Raw genomic sequence first — 17,828 nt, forward strand, 5'->3', positions numbered from 1 at the left:
TCCCGGATCGGTCAGCCGCGGGCGGCCGTGAAGTCCGCGGCGGCGAGCAGCGCGGTGTCGGGGTTGTCGGAGAAGATGCCGTCGATGCCCGTCTCCAGGTACCGCTTCAGGGACCCGAAGGCGTCGCCGTAGGCCGTCGGGTCCGTGCCCCGGCGGAAGTCGGCGGGCAGGAAGCTGTTCTCGTTGCGGTGCGTGTACGGGTGGAGGATCAGCCCCTCGGCGTGCGCGTCGCGGACGAGGGTGGTCGGGGTGCCGAGGCGCCCGGTCGCGTCCTTGGGGATGACCAGGTCGAGGGTGGGGCCGATGCCCTGCGCGTACGAGGCGATCCAGCGCAGGCCCTCGGGCGTGACGAGGTCGGCGACGGTGCGCGGGTCACCGGCCTGGACGAAGTCCCAGGGGCGGCTGCTCGCGCCGGAGAGCAGGACCACTCCCGGGGAGTCGACCAGCTTCGCCAGGCGCTGGATGCTGCTGGGCTCGAAGGACTGGAGGAAGACCGGGGAGTTCGCGCGGTGGCGTCCGTAGCGGCGCAGGAGCTTGGCGAGCCGCTCCTCCAGGCCGAGGCCGAGGGAGCGGAAGTACGTGGGGTGCTTGGTCTCGACGTGCAGCCAGACGTCGCGGCCCCGGCGGCGGCCCTCCTCCTCGGCCCAGCGCAGCACCTCCTCGAAGGTGGGGATCGTCCAGCGGCCGTCGTAGAGGGTGTTCTCCTGGCGGGTGCCGGGGATGCGCTCCTTCGCCCGGAGGGTCTTGAGCTCGGCGAGCGTGAAGTCCTCGGTGAACCAGCCGGTGAGCGAGGTGCCGTCGACGCTCTTGGTGGTCTGCCGGGAGGCGAACTCGGGGTGGTCGGCGACGTCGGTCGTGCCGGTGATGTCGTTCTCGTGGCGGCAGACGAGGTGTCCGTCCCGGGTGGGGACGAGGTCCTGCTCGATGACGTGCGCGCCGAGGTCGAGGGCGTGCCGGTAGGAGCCGAGGGTGTGCTCGGGGCGGTAGCCGCTGGCGCCGCGGTGGGCGATGACGGTGGGGACGGGGAGGGAGCGGAAGCCGTGGCCGCGGCCCCGGGCGTCGGCGCGGGCCTCGTCGGCGTGGGCGGTGCCCGCGGGGAGGGCCGTCGAGGCCCCCAGTACCGCCGCTGCTCCGGCCGCTCCGAGAACGGTCCGCCGTGCCGGGGTCCGGCGCTCGCCCTGGGTCATGAAGGCTCCTCTTGTGTGATGTCCCGCACCTGTCAACGGGGAGCTCCGACGCTAGGCATAGAGGCCCTACGGACGGCAGACCTCTGCCGAACATGGCGGAAACACACGTCAACACTGCGTATCCACTCGGTGAACCCGATGTGCGTACGGCGGTGACCCGCGAGTATCGTCGCCAGCTGCACCGTCAGCCGGCCCGCACCCCGCGCCACCCCCGGAGGAACCGTTGTCCCGTCTCGCGATCATCAAGGCAGTGCTCGGGCCGGTCATGCGCCTGATGTTCCGCCCCCGCGTGGAGGGCGCCGAGAACATCCCGGGGACCGGTCCCGTCATCCTGGCGGGCAACCACCTGACCTTCATCGACTCGATGATCATGCCGATCTGCCTGGACCGTCAGGTCTTCTTCATCGGCAAGGACGAGTACGTGACGGGCAAGGGCATCAAGGGCCGGGCGATGGCCTGGTTCTTCACCAGCGTCGGCATGATCCCGGTGGACCGGGACGGCGGCCGCGGCGGCGTGGCGGCGCTGATGACCGGGCGGCGCGTCCTGGAGGAGGGCAAGATCTTCTCGATCTACCCCGAGGGCACCCGCTCCCCCGACGGCCGGCTGTACCGGGGCCGTACGGGCATCGCGCGGCTCACCCTGATGACCGGTGCGCCGGTGGTGCCGTTCGCGATGATCGGCACCGACAAGATCCAGCCGGGCGGGGCGGGGCTGCCGCGTCCTGGCAAGGTCACGGTCCGCTTCGGCGAGCCGATGGAGTTCTCGCGGTACGACGGGATGGACCGCGACCGCTATGTCCTGCGGGCGGTGACGGACTCGGTGATGGCCGAGGTCATGCGGCTGTCCGGGCAGGAGTACGTGGACATGTACGCCACCAAGGCGAAGGCCGCGTAACGCTCCTACGGATGTGCCGGTGCCCCCGTACAGCTCGGCTGTACGGGGGCACCGTCGTGTTCCGCGGCGTCAGTGCTCGACGCCGTCCTCCAGCTTCTGGCCCCTGAGCAGGAACCAGGCCGCGACCGAGGCCGCGAGGAGGACCGCCGCGCCGACGCCGGCCGCGATCCGCAGTCCGTCGACGAAGGCGAGCTGGGCGGCCGACACCAGGGCCGCCGCCGTGTCCGGGGCGAGGGCGCCCGAGGCCTCCACCGCGCCGCCGAGCGACTCGTGGGCTGCCGAGGCGACGCCGGAGGGGACACCGGCCGGGGTGGCGAAGTCGCGGTAGACGCCGGTCACGATCGAGCCGAGCACGGCGATGCCGAGCGCGGCGCCGAGTTCGTACGCGGTCTCGGAGACGGCGGAGGCGGAACCCGCCTGCTCCTTCGGGACGCTGGAGAGGATCACGTCGGCGGTGACGGTGAAGGCGAAACCGGCGCCGACACCGACGACGAGCAGGCTCGCGCCGAGCAGCGGGTAGGCGGTGTTCCCGTCGATCGTCGTCAGGACGGCGAGGGAGAGACCGACGGCCGCGAGACCGCCCGCCACCACGGACCGCACGGAGAATCGCCGCGCGACGAGACCGGCGACGAGACCGGCCGTGACCGCGCCGATGGCGGCGGGGAGCTCGGCGAGTCCGGCCTCCAGGGGCTGGCGGCCCTGGACCAGCTGGAAGAACTGGGACAGGAAGAACACCAGGCCGGAGAGGCCCAGGATGGTCAGCAGGTCCGCGAGGACGGCGCCGGAGAATCCGCGGTTGCGGAAGAGGCGCATGTCCAGGAGCGGCGCCGGCAGGGTGAGCTGCCTGCGGACGAACCAGGTCAGGGCGGCGGCACCGGCGAGGGCGCCGAGGGCCGCGTCGAGGGAGAGGCCGTGGGTGGCCAGTTCCTTGATGGCGTATACGACGGCGATCACGCCGACGAGGGAGAGGCCGACGCTGGAGAGGTCCCAGGGGCCCGGGTTCGGGTTCTTCGACTCGGGGATCATCTTGATGCCGACGATGACGAGGACGGCCATCACGGGCAGGTTGATGAGGAAGACCGAGCCCCACCAGAAGTGCTCCAGGAGGAATCCGCCGACGACCGGCCCGACGGCGGCACCGGCCGAGGCCATGGCGCCCCAGATGCCGATGGCGAGGCTGCGCTCGCGCGGGTCGTGGAAGAGGTTCCGGATGAGCGCCAGGGTGGACGGCATCAGGGTGGCGCCGGCGACGCCGAGCAGCGCGCGGGCCACGATCATCATCTCGGGGCTGGTCGCGTAGGCGTTCAGGACGGAGACGGCGCCGAAGGCCGTGGCGCCGATGAGCAGCAGCTTCTTGCGGCCGATGCGGTCACCGAGGCTGCCCATGGAGACCAGGAGTCCGGCGATGACGAACGAGTAGACGTCGCCGATCCAGAGCAGCTGGGTGCCGGACGGCTCGAGGTCCTCGGAGAGGAAGGGGGTGGCGAGGCCGAGCACCGTGGCGTCCACGGCCACGAGGAGGACGGCCAGGACGAGAACGGAAAGGGCGAGCCACCGACCGGGGCGGTGCACGCCCTCCATATGGTCGGGGTGCTTGATGGTGCTGGTGCTCACTTCTCCACGCTCCTGCGCGCTCCGCCGAGCAGCAGCTCGACGATCATGTACTGGAAATCCTTGGCGGCGACCCGGCCGTCCTGTACGGCCCAGGCGCCGGCACCGATGAGCCCGTAGAGGGCCTCGGTGAGCCAGGCGGGGGTCAGGTCGATCCGGAAGGTGCCCTGTTCCTGGCCGCGCCGGAAGAGGTCGGAGACCCGGGCGTCGAGGCGGGCCCAGCCGTCGTTCTGCTGGTCGCCCTCGAAGAGCTGGTTCTCGGTCACGAGGAACGACAGCAGCGGGGCCATCGGCTCCATCCCGGCGACGAGCCGGCGTACGGCCTCGTCCGCGGTCCCCTCGTCGAGGCGGGCCTCGTCGAAGGCCGCCTCCAGCTCCTGGAGCGCGAGCTGCTCCAGCGCCCTGACCAGGGCATCGCGCCCGGCGAAGTGCCGGTGCAGCGTGGCCCGGCCGATCCCGGCGGCCCGCGCGACCTCGTCCATGGTGGCGGTCGCCTTGCGGGAGAGCAGGGCGGCGGCGCTGTGGAGCACCTGGGTGCGATCGACTGACATGAGACGACCATACACCGAATGAGACATCAATGTCTCGCTAGATAATTCCGTGCCTCACCGGGGACGGGAAAGGAATGCTGTGAGCATGACGAAGCCACTGCTGCTCATCGATGTGGACGGGCCGCTGAATCCGTACGCGGCACAGCGCGAGCGGCGCCCGGAGGGGTACGAGACGCACCGGATGCGGCCCGAGGGCTGGTTCGAGAAGCGGCGGCTGCGGGTGTGGCTCAACCCGGCGCACGGGGGCGAGCTGCTCGCGCTCGCCGAGGCGTACGAGCTGGTGTGGGCGACGACCTGGAAGGGCGAGGCCAACGCCTGGATCGGGCCGCGGCTCGGGCTTCCGGAGCTGCCGTTCATCGACTGGCCCCGGATGCACGGAAAGGCCCCTCGCGGGACCTTCTGGAAGACGCAGTACATCCTGGAGTACGCGGAGGGGCGGCCGTTCGCCTGGGTCGACGACGACATCACCTCGTACGACCACGAGTACGTGGAGCGGAACCACCTCGCCGCCGCCCTGTTGCTGCACGTCGATCCCCGGATCGGACTGATCCGGCCGGACTTCGACGCGCTCGCGGAGTGGGCGGCGGCGCTGTGACGTTCCGAGGGCTACTTCTTGGCGGTGGCCCAGGCGTGCTGGATCACCAGGTCCGCCTTGACCTCGACGAGCTGGACGGCGACCGCCGAGGGGGCGGTGCCGCCGCGGCCGTCGCGGGAGGCGAGGGCGCCGGGGACGTTGAGGACCGTGCGGACCTCGGGGGTGAGGTGCTCGGAGATCTTGGCGAACTGCTCGTCCGTGAGCTCGTCCAGCTCCTTGCCCTCGGACTCGGCGACCTTCACGCACTCGCCGGCGACCTCGTGCGCCACCCGGAAGGGCACGCCCTGCTTGACCAGCCACTCCGCGATGTCCGTCGCGAGCGAGAAGCCGGCGGGGGCCAGCTCCTCCATGCGCTCGCGGTTGACCGTGAGCGTGGCCATCATGCCGGTGAACGCGGGCAGCAGGACCTCCAGCTGGTCGCAGGAGTCGAAGACCGGCTCCTTGTCCTCCTGGAGGTCGCGGTTGTACGCGAGCGGGAGGGCCTTGAGGGTGGCGAGCAGGCCCGTCAGGTTGCCGATGAGACGGCCCGACTTGCCCCGCGCCAGCTCGGCGATGTCCGGGTTCTTCTTCTGCGGCATGATCGACGAGCCCGTGGAGAAGGCGTCGTGCAGGGTCACGAAGGAGAACTCCTTCGTGTTCCAGATGATGATCTCCTCCGCGATGCGGGAGAGGTTCACGCCGATCATCGCCGTGATGAAGGCGAACTCCGCGACGAAGTCACGCGAGGCCGTGCCGTCGATCGAGTTGCCGACCGAGCCGCGCTCGAATCCGAGGTCCTTGGCGACCGCCTCCGGGTCGAGCCCGAGCGAGGAGCCGGCGAGGGCGCCGGAGCCGTACGGGGAGACCGCCGTACGGGTGTCCCACTGCCGCAGCCGCTCCGCGTCCCGGGAGAGGGACTGGGCGTGGGCCAGGACGTGGTGGGCGAAGAGCACCGGCTGCGCGTGCTGGAGGTGCGTACGGCCGGGCATGGCGACGTCCGCGTGCGCCTCGGCGAGGCCGACCAGGGCGTCCTGGAGGTCCGCAATGAGCCCGCCGATGATGCGGGCGTGGTCCCGGAGGTACATCCGGAAGAGGGTGGCGACCTGGTCGTTCCGGGACCGGCCGGCCCGCAGCTTGCCGCCGAGGTCCGGGCCGACGCGCTCCAGGAGACCCCGCTCCAGGGCGGTGTGGACGTCCTCGTCGGCGATGGTCCCGACGAGGGTGCCGTCGGCGACGTCCGCCTCCAGCCGATCGAGGCCGGCGAGCATGCCGGTCAGCTCGTCGTCGGTGAGCAGCCCGGCCTTGTGCAGCACGCGCGCGTGGGCGCGGGAGCCGGCGATGTCGTACGGCGCGAGACGCCAGTCGAAGTGGACCGACGCGGACAGCTTCGCGAGGGCCTCGGCGGGACCGTCGGCGAACCGGCCGCCCCAGAGCCGGACGTCACCGTTGTTGCTGCTCACAGCTGCTACTCCTCGGGAGGGTGGGTGTACGCGTGCGGGTCACGCCACAGGTCGCGCCGGGCGTCGATCGCGCCCCCTGGTAGGCATAACTATGCAATGCACCGTATGTTTTGTCAACGCGGTCTCCGGGAGCCTCACCGGCGCCCGTACATCCCCACGATCCGTTAATCAGGGGCGTCCCGCCGCCCCGCGTCCTAGGCTCCGGCCATGTCGAGCAACGCGTACGAGGACGTCACGGACCGCCTCGCCCAGGTCCTGAAGGGGGCCGACGCGGGGGCGTGGGCCGATCTGGACGGCCACGTCAGGGGCTTGATCCGGTGGGGCGACCACGTCCCGGCGCCGGGCGCGTGGCTGTCGGCCGCGACGGGCCGTCGGCCCACCGACCTCGAACTGACCCTCGCCCTGTGCGGCCCCGACGGCCGGACCAGGGAGGCCGCCCTCCCGTACGTCACCCGCACCCCCGCGCTCCTCCCGCTGCTCGTGATCCGGTGCGCCGACTGGGCCGAGCCCGTACGGCAGCGCGCCCGGAAACTGCTGGGCGCCGAGCTGCCGGGGCTCTCGCCCGAGGCGCTCGCCACCGTGGCCGCCGTCGTCCTCCGGGAGACCCGGAGGCTGCGCGGAGAACCCGCGTACGACCTGCTGACCGCACGGCTGAGCGAGGCCCCCGCGGCGCACCTCCTCGCGCTGCGCGCCGCCGAGGACCGGGCCGTGCGGCGGCTCGCGCACCGGGTCACGGTCGACCGCGCCCTCCTCTCCCCCGCCCGGCTCGCCGCCATCGCCGCGACCGATCCCGACGTGATCGTCCAGGACCTGTGCGCGAACGCGGCGATCGCCGCCGGTGACGCCGTCGACGAGACCGTCCTCGCCCCCTTGCTGGGCTCCCGGACCGGTCGCGTGCGGGCGGCGGGTGTCACGGCGCTGCGCCGGACGGGGCGGGCCGCCGAGGCCGAGCCGTTCCTGTACGACAGGTCCGTGCTCGTACGGGCCTGTGCTCGATGGACCCTGCGGCAGACGGGTACGGATCCGCTGCCGCTGTACCGGGCCGCCTGCGCGGCCGGCGACCGGACGCCGGACTTCGCCGCGGTGGGTCTCGGCGAGTGCGGCGACCGGGCCACGGACGCGCCGGTGCTCTGGGCGCTCATCGCGCACGAACGGCCCCGCGTGCGGGCCGGCGCCGTGGCGGGTCTGCGGTTGCTCGACGCCGTCCGGTTCCAGCGGCTCGCCCCGCTGCTCGACGACAGTTCACCGCGGGTCGTCCGGGAGGCGGCGAAGGCGCTGGCCCCCTGGGCCGACCACTTTCCGGCCGGCGCCTTGTCCCTGGTGCCGGGCGACGCGCCCGCCGACGCAGTGACCGATGTAGTGGCCGAAGCGCCAGCCGTCGCCCCGGTCCGTGCACCGGACGGCGTGAGGACCCCGGAGCCGCGGCCGTGGGCGCTCCGGGTGCTCCGGCTCGCCCGGTGGCGCAACCGCAGCCGCTCGGCCTCGACTTGAGACGGCGGCGCTCCGGGTGATCGGAGCGGGCAGAATGCCCGCCATGGGTAAGACATACGAACATATCGACGGTCGGCTGCGGGACTTCATAGAGGCGCAGCCGGTCTTCTTCACCGCGACCGCGCCGCTCTCCGGGGACGGGCACGTCAACCTCTCCCCCAAGGGGCGGCAGGGCACGCTCGTCGTGCTCGACGAGCTGACCGTCGCCTACGTGGACTTCGGGGGCAGCGGCGCCGAGACCATCGCGCACCTGCGGGAACCGGGCAACGGGCGCATCACCCTCATGTGGACGGCGTTCTCGGGGCCGCCGACCGTCGTGCGGGTGCACGGGCAGGGCGAGGCGGTGCTGCGGGACGACCCGCGCTGGGCCGAGCTGTTCGCCCGCTTCCCCTCCGAGGCGGTGGAGGGGCAGGGCAGTGCCCGGGCGATCATCCTGGTGCACGCGCGCCGGGTCAGCGACGCCTGCGGCTTCGCCGTCCCGCTGATGGAGTACCAGGAGGACCGGCACCTCCACGCCGAGTACTTCAACCGCAAGACGGACGACGAGTTCAACGCGTACTGCGAGCGCAAGGTCGCCACCAGCCTCGACGGGCTGCCCGCGCTGCCGCTCCCGCTGCCGCCGCTGCCCGCCGGATAGCCGCGCAGGAGGGGCGGGGGGACGGCGCACGACCTAGCGTCGCGCCCATGCGCACCCTTCTCGCCCTCGGCGCCGCCCTGCTCTCCCTCGGCGGCGCGCCGGCGCCCGTACCCGCGCCCGGCCCCGCGCCCGTACTCGTACCGCTGCCCGCGCTGATGGCGGACACCGGCGGGGGCTCGCAGCTGATCACCGCCGAGGCGGCGGATCGGGGTGCCACCACGGGGAAGCTCACGTGGTGGGACCGGCGGGGCGGGCGGTGGGTGGAGGCGGGGTCCGCACCCGCGCGTTTCGGTGCGAAGGGGCTCGCGGAGGGCGCCCGGCGGCGGCAGGGCACGAACACGACGCCCACGGGGCTCTACCGGCTGCCGTACGCGTTCGGTGTGCGCGACCGGCCCGCCGGGACCCGCTTCCGCTACGCCCGGGTCACCGAGCGGTCCTGGTGGTGCCAGGACAACGACTCCCGCGCGTACAACCGCTGGGTCGAGGGGCTGCCCCGGGACTGCCGGGCGGCCGAGGCCGAGCACCTCGTCTCGTACGGCACGCAGTACGCGCACGCGCTCGTCATCGGCTTCAACTACGACCGTCCGGTGCGCGGTCGCGGCGCCGGGATCTTTCTGCACGTCAACGGGCGCGGCGCGACGGCCGGTTGTGTCTCCGTGCCGGCCGGCGCGATGCGCGCGGTCCTCGCCTGGGCGGATCCCGCGCGCCGGCCGCACATCGCCGTCGGCACGCGGAGCGGTCCGACGGCGATCAGGAACTACTAGCCGTTCTTCTGGGCCAGGCGCAGCAGGTGGTCGGCGAGCGCCTGGCCGCCCGTCGGGTCCCGGCTGATCAGCAGGAGGGTGTCGTCGCCCGCGATCGTGCCGAGGATCGCGTGGAGTTCGGCCTGGTCGATGGCCGACGCGAGGAACTGGGCCGCGCCCGGCGGGGTCCGCAGCACCACCAGGTTGGCGGAGGCCTCGGCGGCGATCAGCAGTTCGCCGGAGAGGCGCCGCATGCGCTCCTCCTTGGCGGACTCGCCGAGCGGGGCCTGCGGGGTGCGGAAGCCGCCCTCGCTGGGCACCGCGTAGATCAGCTCTCCACCGGTGTTGCGGATCTTCACCGCGCCGAGCTCGTCGAGGTCGCGGGAGAGCGTCGCCTGGGTGACGCTCAGCCCGTCGTCCGCGAGGAGCTTGGCGAGCTGGCTCTGCGAGCGCACCGGCTGGCGGTTGAGGATGTCGACGATCCTGCGGTGGCGTGCGGTGCGGGTCTGCGGAACGGACGGCCCGCCGTGCTCGTTCTCCTGCGCGTCGGTCATCGTCGTCTCATTCTCCGGTTCGTCCTTGCCCGTTCGCCACGTCGAGGACTCCGGGGAGGGCCCGGAGGAAGGCGTCCGCCTCGGCGTCGGTGAGGACCAGCGGAGGCATGATCCGTACGACATCGGGGGCGGGCGCGTTCACCAGGAGGCCGGCGTCCTGAGCCGCCTGCTGCACCTGGGGTGCGAAGGGCTCGGTGAGCACGATACCCAGCAGGAGGCCCGCACCACGGACGTGGGAGACCAGCGGGTGGCCGAGACCCTCGATTCCCTGGCGCAGCCGCTCCCCGACGGACTTGACGTGATCGAGGGCCGCGTCGGCCCCGAGGGTGTCCAGAACGGCGAGTCCGGCGGCGCAGGCGATGGGGTTGCCGCCGAAGGTGGTGCCGTGGTGACCGGGGCCGAAGAGCTCCGCGGCCGGCCCGAAGGCGACGGTCGCGCCGAGCGGCAGACCGCCGCCGAGGCCCTTGGCGAGGGTCACGACGTCCGGCTCGACGCCGTCGTGGGCCTGGAACTCGAACCAGTGGCCGCAGCGGCCGATGCCGGTCTGGACCTCGTCGAGGACGAGGAGGGTGCCGGTGGCGCGGGTGATCTCCCGGGCGGCCTTGAGGTAGCCGGGGGGCGGAACGACGACGCCGTTCTCGCCCTGGATGGGCTCGATGATGACGAAGGCCGTCTCCTCGGTGACCGCGGCGCGCAGCGCCTCGACGTCGCCGTACGGGACGTGGGTGACGTCGCCGGGCAGCGGGAGGAACGGGGTCTGCTTGCCGGGCTGGCCGGTGAGCGCGAGGGAGCCCATGGTGCGGCCGTGAAAGCCGCCGTCGGTGGCGACCATGTGGGATCGGCCGGTGAGCCGCCCGATCTTGAAGGCGGCCTCGTTGGCCTCGGCGCCCGAGTTGCAGAAGAAGACCCGGCCGGGGCGGCCGAAGAGTCCGAGGAGCCGCTCGGCGAGGGCGACGGGCGGCTCGGCGACGAAGAGGTTGGAGACGTGGCCGAGGCTCTGGACCTGCCGGGTCACGGCCTCGACGATCGCGGGGTGCCCGTGGCCGAGGGCGTTGACGGCGATGCCGCCGACGAAGTCGAGGTACTCCTTGCCGTCGGCGTCCCAGACCTTGGCGCCCTCACCGCGGACGAGGGGCAGCCGGGGGGTGCCGTAGTTGTCCATGAGCGAGCCCTGCCACCGCTGGGTCAGCCGCTCGTTTCCGGTGCCGCTCATCAGTCCCCCTGTCCGTCCGGCACGACCATCGTGCCGATGCCCTCGTCGGTGAAGATCTCCAGCAGGATGGAGTGCTGGACCCGGCCGTCGATCACGCGGGCCGTGGTGACCCCGTTCCGTACGGCGTGCAGGCAGCCCTCCATCTTGGGGACCATGCCGCTGGAGAGCTCGGGCAGCAGCTTCTCCAGCTGGCTCGCGGTGAGCCGGCTGATGACCTCGTCGCTGTTCGGCCAGTCCTCGTAGAGGCCCTCGACGTCCGTGAGGACCATCAGCGTCTCGGCACCCAGCGCCGCAGCGAGTGCCGCAGCCGCCGTATCAGCATTGACGTTGTAGACATGTCCGTCGTCCTGGGAGCGGGCGATGGAGGAGATGACCGGGATCCGGCCGTCCTCCAGGAGCGCCTCGATGGCGCCGGTGTCGATGGCGGTGATCTCGCCGACCCGGCCGATGTCGACCTGTTCGCCCTCGATGACCGGCTGGTGCTTGGTGGCGGTGATGGTGTGCGCGTCCTCGCCGGTCATGCCGATGGCGAAGGGGCCGTGCTGGTTGAGCAGGCCGACGAGCTCGCGCTGGACCTGGCCGGCGAGGACCATCCGTACGACGTCCATGGCGTCCTCGGTGGTGACGCGCAGGCCGGCCTTGAACTCGCTGACGATGCCGTGCCGGTCGAGGGCGGCGCTGATCTGGGGGCCGCCGCCGTGCACGACGACCGGCTTGAGTCCGGCGTGGCGCAGGAAGACGACGTCCTGGGCGAACGCGGCCTTGAGGTCCTCGTCGATCATGGCGTTGCCGCCGAACTTGATGACGACGGTCTTGCCGTGGTGGCGGGTGAGCCAGGGCAGGGCCTCGATGAGGATCTGGGCCTTCGGCAGGGCGGTGTGCTTCCGCGCGGGGGTGTTGGGGTTCTCGGGCTTGGTCATGACGAGTACGCGCTGTTCTCGTGGACGTAGTCGGCGGTGAGGTCGTTCGCCCAGATCACGGCGGACTCGGAGCCGGCGGCGAGGTCGGCGGTGATGGCGACCTCGCGGTAGCGCATGTCGACGAGCTCGCGGTCCTCGCCGACGGAGCCGTTCTTGCAGACCCACACGCCGTTGATCGCGACGTTCAGCCGGTCCGGGTCGAAGGCCGCCTGCGTCGTGCCGATGGCGGAGAGCACCCGGCCCCAGTTGGGGTCCTCGCCGTGGATGGCGCACTTGAGGAGGTTGTTGCGGGCGATCGACCGGCCGACCTCGACGGCGTCGTCCTCCGTCGCGGCGTTGATCACCTCGATCCGGATGTCCTTGCTGGCGCCCTCGGCGTCGCCGATGAGCTGGCGGGCGAGGTCGTCGCAGACGGCCCGTACGGCCTCGGTGAACTCGTCCTGCGCGGGGGTGACGCCGGAGGCGCCGGAGGCGAGGAGGAGCACGGTGTCGTTCGTGGACATGCAGCCGTCGGAGTCGACCCGGTCGAAGGTGACGCGGGTGGCGCCCCGGAGGGCGTCGTCCAGGCCCTTGGCGTCGACGTCGGCGTCGGTGGTGAGGACGACGAGCATGGTGGCGAGACCGGGGGCGAGCATGCCGGCGCCCTTGGCCATGCCGCCGACCGTCCAGGCGCCCTTGGTCACCACGGAGGTCTTGTGGACGGTGTCGGTGGTCTTGATGGCGATGGCGGCCTTCTCGCCGCCGTGCTCGGAGAGTTCGCCCGCGGCCTTCTCGACGCCGGGGAGGAGCTTGTCCATGGGGAGCAGGATGCCGATGAGGCCGGTGGAGGCCACGGCGACGTCGCCGGCGCCGACCTCGGGGCCCTTGGCGCTCAGGACCTCGGCGACCTTCTCGGCGGTGGCGTGGGTGTCCTGGAAGCCCTGGGGGCCGGTGCAGGCGTTGGCGCCGCCGGAGTTGAGGACGACGGCGGTCAGCTCGCCGTCGGCGAGGACACGCTGGGACCAGAGGACCGGCGCGGCCTTGACGCGGTTGGAGGTGAAGACTCCCGCGGCGGCGCGGCGGGGCCCGGTGTTGACCACGAGGGCCAGGTCCGGGTTGCCGTTCTGCTTGATTCCGGCGGCGATGCCCGCTGCCGTGAATCCCTTCGCTGCGGTCACGCTCACGGCGCAACTCCAATCGTGGAAAGTCCGGTGTCCTCGGGGAGGCCCAGGGCGATGTTCATGCTCTGCACCGCACCGCCCGCGGTGCCCTTGGTGAGGTTGTCGATGGCGCTGATGGCGATGATCCGGTTCGCGGCCGCGTCATACGTGACCTGCACCTGAACGGCGTTGGAACCGTAGACGGACGCCGTCGCCGGCCACTGCCCCTCGGGGAGCAGGTGGACGAAGGGCTCGTCGGCGAAGGCCTTCTCGTACGCGTCCCGTACGGACTCGGCGGTGACGCCCGGCTTCGCGGTGGCCGTGCAGGTGGCGAGGATGCCGCGGGGCATCGGGGCCAGGGTGGGCGTGAAGGAGACGGTGACCCGCTCCCCCGCGGGACCGCTGAGGTTCTGGATCATCTCGGGGGTGTGGCGGTGGCCGCCGCCGACGCCGTACGGCGACATGCTGCCCATGACCTCGCTGCCGAGGAGGTGCGGCTTGGCGGCCTTGCCCGCGCCGGAGGTGCCGGAAGCGGCGACGATCACGGCCTCGGGCTCGGCGAGACCGTTCGCGTACGCCGGGAAGAGCGCGAGCGAGACGGCGGTGGGGTAGCAGCCGGGCACCGCGATGCGCTTGGACCCTTCGAGGGCGGCGCGGGCACCGGGCAGCTCGGGCAGCCCGTAGGGCCAGGTCCCGGCGTGCGGGGAGCCGTAGTACGTCTCCCAGTCGGCGGGGTCCTGGAGCCGGAAGTCGGCGCCCATGTCGACGACGAGGACGTCGGGCCCGAGCTGCTCGGCGACGGCGGCCGACTGCCCGTGCGGCAGGGCCAGGAAGACCACGTCGTGCCCGGCGAGCTCCTCGGCCGTGGTCGGCGCGAGAACACGGTCGGCGAGCGGCAGCAGGTGCGGCTGGAGGGCGCCGAGCTTCTGGCCCGCGTTGGAGTGGCCCGTCAGGGTGCCGATCTCGACGTGGGGGTGGGCGAGAAGGAGGCGCAGGAGTTCTCCGCCCGCGTATCCGCTCGCACCCGCGACCGCTGCTCGTACCTTCATCGAAACCCTCCTCATAGATGGCATGACTATACGTGCGGCCGCAGTTTTATGCAACGACGACGATCGGCCGGACATGGCGGCCGGGCTCGCGGGCGCCGAGAGCGGCTCCGCCCGGCCGACTGTGACGCAGAGTGGCCGCCGGGTTCGTGTCACATCGGGCGGTGTCCTCGCGTCAAGGCGGTGACGACACCGACGAGGAGTGAGGCCCCATGCACGACGACACATTGCCCACCGCCCTGACCAGGTGCTTCGACGCCGATCGGGAGGAGTTGCGGGGTGTGGCCCTCCGGATGACGGGGTCGGCGGCCGAGGCCGAGGAGGCGCTTGCCGTGGTGCGGGCGGAGCTCGGGCGGGAGGGGGCGGTGGCCGTGCGGGGCTGGTTGGCCGGTCGTGTGGGGCAGGCGTGTGTGCGCGGGCTCCAGGAGCGGGCTGCCGCCGGCCGGACCGGGTCCGGGGGTGGCGTGCCGGCGGCCGGCGTTCGGGGCGGCGGACCGGCGGCCGGTGTACGGGGTGGGGTGGACGCCGTGTGGCTCGCGTTGCTCGTGGTTCTGGAGTCGCTCGGGGCCGAGGAGCGGCGCGCGTACGTCCTGCACGATCTGTTCGGGCTGCCGCCGTCCGAGACGGCACGGGTCACCGGCGGCTCCCCCGCGGACGCGGCGCGGCTCGCCCGGCGGGTTCGGGAGCGGATCCGGGGCGGCGGGGCGGCGCGGGCCGACGGTGATCCGGGGCGGCAGCGGGCGGTGGTGGAGCGGTTCCTGGCGGCGGCGCGTGCGCGTGACGCCCGCGCGCTGGCCGCCGTGCTCGCCCCGGACGCCGTGGCGTACTCCGCGCGCGGGCCGGTCCACGGTGCCCCGGCCGTCGCGGAGGCGGCCGCCTTCTTCGCCCGTCTCGCCGACGTGGCGAGGCCCGCGCTGGTCGACGGGTCCGTCGGGCTCGTCGCCTTCGTGGCCGGCGTCCCGGTCTCCGCGGTGGCGTTCGCGCTCCGGCACGACCGGATCGCCGTCCTCGACATCACCACGGGGGAGGACCGCGTGCGCGCTCTGGACCTGGCCTTTCCGGACGGGTGAGAGGCGGCGAGAGCTGCTCCGAGGGGGAAATCGCGGTGCGTCCGGGGGCCCGTCCCCGTACGCTCGCCGTATGTCTACGCCCCGAATCTCCTAGCTGCGGACCCACGCCCACGCCACCCGTGTGTCCCTCAGCTGTTTCGGAGCGTTATCCCATGATCACCGTTCGTGGTGCCGACGTGCGCGTCGGCGCCCGGCTCCTGCTGTCCGACGTCTCCTTCCACGTCGCCCCCGGCGACCGGATCGGTCTCGTCGGCCGCAACGGCGCCGGCAAGACCACCCTGCTCGACACCCTGGCCGGGCTGCACGCCCCGGCCGCCGGCACCGTCACCCGTACCGGCTCCGTCGGCCATCTCGCGCAGGACTCGCGGGCCGCCGATCCGGACGCGTCCGTCACCGACCGGATCCTCTCCGCGCGCGGCCTCGACCGGGCCGTCCGGCGGCTCGCCGAGGCGGCCCGCCGGCTCGGCGAGGCGCCCGACGCGCGGGCGTTCGCCGCCTACGACCGGGCCGAGGCCGCGTTCGAGGCGGGCGGCGGGTACGCGGCGGAGGCGGAGGCGGCCCGGGTCGCCGCCGGGCTCGGCCTGCCCGCCGAGGTGATGGACCGGCCCGTCGGCCGGCTGTCCGGCGGGCAGAAGCGCCGGGTCGAGCTGGCCCGGATCCTCTTCGCCGGGCACGGCCCGGAGGACACCCTGCTCCTCGACGAGCCGACCAACCACCTGGACGCCGACTCGATCGGCTGGCTGCGCGGCTTCCTGACCGCCCACCGGGGCGGCCTGGTGCTGATCAGCCACGACGTCCGGCTCCTCGCCGACGCGATCAACCGGGTCTTCCACCTCGATCCGCAGCGCGCCGCGCTCGACGTCCACAACACCGGCTGGGACGCCTACCTCGCGCAGCGGGACGCCGACGAGCGGCGCCGGGTGCGCGAGCGCGCCAACGCCGAGCGGAAGGCGGCCACCCTGCACGCCCAGGCGGCGCGCATGAAGTCCCGGGTGGCGACGGCGACGACAGCCCGCAGCATGGCGCGCCGGGCGGACCGGATGCTCGCCGGGCTCGACCCCGCGCGCCAGGCCGAGCGGGTCGCCCGCATCAGGCTGCCCGAGCCCGCGCCCTGCGGCCGTACGCCCCTGGGCACGGTCTCGCTGACCAAGGCGTACGGGGAGCGCCCCGTCCTCGACGGGGTGGACCTGGCGGTCGACCGGGGCAGCCGGCTGGTCGTCCTCGGGCTGAACGGCGCCGGGAAGACGACGCTGCTGCGGCTCCTGGCCGGGGCGGAGACGCCCGACTCCGGGCGGGTCGTCCGCGGCCACGGGCTGCGGCTCGGATACTTCGCCCAGGAGCACGACACCCTGGACCGGGGCCGTACGGTCCGGGAGAACCTCGCGGCGGCCGCGCCGCACCTGACGGACGGCGAGGTACGGGCGGTCCTCGGCGCCTTCCTGTTCCGGGGCGACGACGCCGACAAGCCGGCCGGGGTGCTCTCCGGCGGCGAGAAGACCCGGCTGGCGCTGGCCGCCCTGGTCCACTCCGGCGCCAACGTGCTGCTCCTCGACGAGCCCACGAACAACCTGGACCCCGCCTCCCGCGACGAGGTCCTGGCGGCCGTGGGCACCTACCCGGGCGCGATCGTGATGGTCACGCACGACGAGGGCGCCATCGACGCGCTGCGCCCGGAGCGGGTCCTGCTGCTCCCGGACGCGGACGAGGACCTGTGGAGCGAGGAGTACCGGGAGCTCGTCGCACTGGCGTGAGACGGGGAGGGCGGGGACGGGCCTCCGCTCCCCGGGGAGGGCGGGGACGGCCTCCGCTCCCCTGGGAGAGGGACGGCCTCCGCGAGGAGGTTGGTCCGCGGGGCCGACGGGAGCGGGTAACGTCTTTGTCATGTTCTCCAAACGCCGATTCGCGAGTGAGAGCGTGCTGGGCCCCCGCTGACGTTCCTCGACGTCGCCGCCCATCCCCCACCGCCGAATCCGTTGATCACCTCACATCACCACCGGGAGAACCCGTGACCGACAGCAAGAACATCAACAACCCCGTGGGCCAGGGCGGCGGCCAGCGCAAGCGGCAGTCCCGCGCCGAGCGGCAGAACAACGGGCCGCACCGCAACCTCGACCGCCAGAATGCGGCCGACCGGAAGGCGGAGCTGGTGCGCAAGATGCGCGAGAAGGCGGCCGCGCCCAAGGGTGCGGCGCAGGCGGGCGACGCCACCGCACAGAGCTGACGCGGCACCGCCGCGGGGCGGCACCGCACGGGACAGGGCCCGGACCGCGACGCGCGGTCCGGGCCCTGCCGTCTTCGACTCGGGTCACGGGACCGCCCTTAACCTGGCGGGCATGATCATCCATGCGCAGACCCACATACGGGTCGCCCGCCCCTCGCGGGACCTCGCCGCCGCCGAGCGGTTCTACGTCGACGGGCTCGGGCTCGACGTGCAGTGGCGGAGCACCGCCGGCGAACCCGGCGAGCACGACCTCCTCATGGTCGGCCCGGCCGGCGGCGGCTGGCACTTCGAGCTGACGCGCGACCCCGAGAACCCCGTGGAGCCCGCCCCCACCGTCGAGGACCTGTTCGTCGTCTACCTCGGCGCGCCCGTCGAGGAGGAGCAGGTCGAGCGGCTGCTCGCGGCGGGCGGTACGCGGATGACCGCGCACAACCCGTACTGGGACCGGTACGGCGTCACCGTCGCCGACCCCGACGGCTACCGGCTGGTCCTCTGCTCCCGCACCTGGGGCTGATG

18 protein-coding genes are annotated in these 17,828 nt (G+C 72.9%); 9 read left to right on the forward strand and 9 right to left on the reverse strand.

From position 1 onward, the window contains the following. Nucleotides 1–11: 11 nt before the first annotated feature. A complete protein-coding gene (locus tag ASC82_RS20660) occupies nucleotides 12–1,187 on the reverse strand; it encodes a glycerophosphodiester phosphodiesterase (RefSeq protein ID WP_056650075.1) in 1,176 nt (391 codons plus the stop codon). 223 nt (nucleotides 1,188–1,410) lie between these two features. On the opposite strand from ASC82_RS20660, the gene ASC82_RS20665 reads away from it, so the two are divergent. Continuing rightward, entirely contained in the window at nucleotides 1,411–2,082 is a 672-nt protein-coding gene (locus ASC82_RS20665; RefSeq protein WP_024760652.1) for a lysophospholipid acyltransferase family protein, read from the forward strand. A gap of 69 nt (nucleotides 2,083–2,151) precedes the next feature. Here the strand turns inward: ASC82_RS20665 and ASC82_RS20670 are convergent, their stop codons facing one another. Next, a complete protein-coding gene (locus ASC82_RS20670; RefSeq protein ID WP_107105941.1) occupies nucleotides 2,152–3,663 on the reverse strand; it encodes an MFS transporter in 1,512 nt (503 codons plus the stop codon). A gap of 29 nt (nucleotides 3,664–3,692) precedes the next feature. Beyond that, a complete protein-coding gene (locus ASC82_RS20675) occupies nucleotides 3,693–4,244 on the reverse strand; it encodes a TetR/AcrR family transcriptional regulator (RefSeq protein ID WP_056650083.1) in 552 nt (183 codons plus the stop codon). An 85-nt stretch (nucleotides 4,245–4,329) separates the two neighbouring features. On the opposite strand from ASC82_RS20675, the gene ASC82_RS20680 reads away from it, so the two are divergent. Beyond that, nucleotides 4,330–4,839: an HAD domain-containing protein gene (locus tag ASC82_RS20680; protein ID WP_056650086.1), complete on the forward strand. Its 510-nt coding sequence runs from the start codon at nucleotides 4,330–4,332 to the stop codon at nucleotides 4,837–4,839. Nucleotides 4,840–4,850: 11 nt separating this feature from the next. Here ASC82_RS20680 and argH read toward each other — a convergent pair whose 3' ends face one another. Then, nucleotides 4,851–6,278, reverse strand: coding sequence for an argininosuccinate lyase (gene argH / locus ASC82_RS20685; RefSeq protein WP_056650089.1), 1,428 nt, complete (start codon nucleotides 6,276–6,278; stop codon nucleotides 4,851–4,853). Nucleotides 6,279–6,485: 207 nt separating this feature from the next. On the opposite strand from argH, the gene ASC82_RS20690 reads away from it, so the two are divergent. From ASC82_RS20690 to ASC82_RS20700, 3 genes are read left to right on the forward strand one after another with little or no spacing between them, the layout of a single operon-like run. Further along, nucleotides 6,486–7,769: a hypothetical protein gene (locus ASC82_RS20690; RefSeq protein ID WP_056650093.1), complete on the forward strand. Its 1,284-nt coding sequence runs from the start codon at nucleotides 6,486–6,488 to the stop codon at nucleotides 7,767–7,769. A 43-nt stretch (nucleotides 7,770–7,812) separates the two neighbouring features. Next, the gene (locus ASC82_RS20695) at nucleotides 7,813–8,406 is read left to right on the forward strand and encodes a pyridoxamine 5'-phosphate oxidase family protein (protein WP_056650809.1); all 594 of its coding nucleotides are present in this window, start codon (nucleotides 7,813–7,815) and stop codon (nucleotides 8,404–8,406) included. Nucleotides 8,407–8,453: 47 nt separating this feature from the next. Then, nucleotides 8,454–9,170, forward strand: a complete 717-nt coding sequence (locus tag ASC82_RS20700) for a L,D-transpeptidase family protein (RefSeq protein WP_056650096.1) — start codon at nucleotides 8,454–8,456, stop codon at nucleotides 9,168–9,170. Here ASC82_RS20700 and ASC82_RS20705 read toward each other — a convergent pair. The 5 genes from ASC82_RS20705 to argC are packed head-to-tail and all read right to left on the reverse strand — an operon-like array spanning nucleotide 9,167 to nucleotide 14,024. Then, a complete protein-coding gene (locus ASC82_RS20705) occupies nucleotides 9,167–9,703 on the reverse strand; it encodes an arginine repressor (protein ID WP_056650097.1) in 537 nt (178 codons plus the stop codon). The genes ASC82_RS20700 and ASC82_RS20705 overlap by 4 nt on opposite strands. Nucleotides 9,704–9,710: 7 nt before the next feature. Next, nucleotides 9,711–10,916 (reverse strand): acetylornithine transaminase, encoded by a 1,206-nt coding sequence (locus ASC82_RS20710; RefSeq protein ID WP_056650100.1) that lies wholly within the window; start codon nucleotides 10,914–10,916, stop codon nucleotides 9,711–9,713. After that, nucleotides 10,916–11,836, reverse strand: coding sequence for an acetylglutamate kinase (gene argB, locus ASC82_RS20715; RefSeq protein WP_056650103.1), 921 nt, complete (start codon nucleotides 11,834–11,836; stop codon nucleotides 10,916–10,918). The genes ASC82_RS20710 and argB overlap by 1 nt, the downstream gene beginning before the upstream one ends. Then, nucleotides 11,833–12,999, reverse strand: coding sequence for a bifunctional glutamate N-acetyltransferase/amino-acid acetyltransferase ArgJ (gene argJ / locus ASC82_RS20720; protein WP_056650106.1), 1,167 nt, complete (start codon nucleotides 12,997–12,999; stop codon nucleotides 11,833–11,835). Before argJ ends, argB begins: the two co-directional genes overlap by 4 nt. Continuing rightward, nucleotides 12,996–14,024 (reverse strand): N-acetyl-gamma-glutamyl-phosphate reductase, encoded by a 1,029-nt coding sequence (gene argC / locus ASC82_RS20725; RefSeq protein WP_056650108.1) that lies wholly within the window; start codon nucleotides 14,022–14,024, stop codon nucleotides 12,996–12,998. The genes argJ and argC overlap by 4 nt, the downstream gene beginning before the upstream one ends. Nucleotides 14,025–14,233: 209 nt before the next feature. Between argC and ASC82_RS20730 the strand changes: the two genes are divergently transcribed. From ASC82_RS20730 to ASC82_RS20745, 4 genes are all read left to right on the forward strand, one after another. Continuing rightward, entirely contained in the window at nucleotides 14,234–15,091 is an 858-nt protein-coding gene (locus tag ASC82_RS20730) for a sigma factor-like helix-turn-helix DNA-binding protein (protein ID WP_056650111.1), read from the forward strand. A 152-nt stretch (nucleotides 15,092–15,243) separates the two neighbouring features. Further along, a complete protein-coding gene (locus ASC82_RS20735) occupies nucleotides 15,244–16,842 on the forward strand; it encodes an ABC-F family ATP-binding cassette domain-containing protein (RefSeq protein WP_199862577.1) in 1,599 nt (532 codons plus the stop codon). Nucleotides 16,843–17,096: 254 nt separating this feature from the next. After that, complete coding sequence (locus tag ASC82_RS20740) at nucleotides 17,097–17,312, forward strand: DUF6243 family protein (protein ID WP_056650114.1); 216 nt, start codon at nucleotides 17,097–17,099, stop codon at nucleotides 17,310–17,312. Between the two features lie 112 nt (nucleotides 17,313–17,424). Continuing rightward, the gene (locus tag ASC82_RS20745; protein WP_056650117.1) at nucleotides 17,425–17,826 is read left to right on the forward strand and encodes a VOC family protein; all 402 of its coding nucleotides are present in this window, start codon (nucleotides 17,425–17,427) and stop codon (nucleotides 17,824–17,826) included. Nucleotides 17,827–17,828: the final 2 nt, after the last annotated feature.

The organism is Streptomyces sp. Root431 (assembly GCF_001426585.1).
Classification (GTDB): Bacteria; Actinomycetota; Actinomycetes; order Streptomycetales; family Streptomycetaceae; genus Streptomyces; species Streptomyces stackebrandtii.